This is a genomic window from Riemerella anatipestifer (assembly GCF_009663465.1).
GTDB lineage: Bacteria > Bacteroidota > Bacteroidia > Flavobacteriales > Weeksellaceae > Riemerella > Riemerella anatipestifer_C.
Genome location: NZ_QXHU01000019.1, coordinates 1 through 902, shown reverse-complemented (window position 1 = coordinate 902; position 902 = coordinate 1). Strand labels below are relative to the sequence as shown.

The 902-nt window shown below is 41.2% G+C and carries 2 tRNA genes and 2 rRNA genes; all 4 read right to left on the bottom strand.

The window, feature by feature from the left end:
• A 23S ribosomal RNA gene (locus D1003_RS11465) occupies positions 1-216 on the bottom strand; the annotation flags it as partial.
• A 161-nt stretch (positions 217-377) separates the two neighbouring features.
• Positions 378-451, bottom strand: a tRNA-Ala gene (locus D1003_RS11460).
• Between the two features lie 92 nt (positions 452-543).
• Positions 544-617 (bottom strand) — tRNA-Ile (locus D1003_RS11455).
• 198 nt (positions 618-815) lie between these two features.
• Positions 816-902, bottom strand: a 16S ribosomal RNA gene (locus tag D1003_RS11450); the annotation flags it as partial.

The window sequence follows — 902 nt, the reverse complement described above, 5'->3', positions numbered from 1 at the left end:
CTCTTCGATTTCTTTTCCTCCGGGTACTTAGATGTTTCAGTTCTCCGGGTTTGCTCTGCTTACGCAGTAATACATCTTCAATGTATTGGGTTGCCCCATTCGGATATCTACGGATCTATTCGTGTGTGCCAATCCCCGTAGCTTTTCGCAGCTTACCACGTCCTTCGTCGCCTCTGAAAGCCTAGGCATCCGCCATACGCCCTTAACGATTTCTTTCCTAATTTTTTTGGTTACTCAAGCACTTATAAGTGCTCGGTTTTCTCTTTGTGATGTCTTTTACCGTTAATGTCAATGTGCTTTACGCTTGCTAAATATTTAATGAACTGATGTTGTATTTGGCTCCATCCGTCACTTTTAAATTAAATATCTAACCCTTGTGGAGAATAAGGGAGTCGAACCCTTGACCTCCTGCGTGCAAGGCAGGCGCTCTAGCCAGCTGAGCTAATTCCCCCATTAGTGTAGATGTTAGATTTCAGATGTTAGATTTTAGACATTCAACTTTTTCTAAATTCTAACTTCTAGTATCCAACCTCTATCAATTAGTAGTCTCGGGCAGGCTCGAACTGCCGACCTCTACATTATCAGTGTAGCGCTCTAACCAGCTGAGCTACGAGACTGTCTTAGATGTCAGAGTTTAGATTGTTAGAATTTAGACTTACATCCTTATTTCTAACTCCCAACTTCTAGTTTCTAATCTCTTTCTTATCCCTGATACTAATCTTAGGGGTTATTTCTTTATATACCAACCAGTAAAAAAACCAAAGCTACTTTAAGTAAGCTCTCTTTTTTTTGTTTATACTCCAAATGAGTCTCTAAAATGAGATGTTCCAGCCGCACCTTCCGGTACGGCTACCTTGTTACGACTTAGCCCTAGTTACTAGTTTTACCCTAGGCAGCTCCTG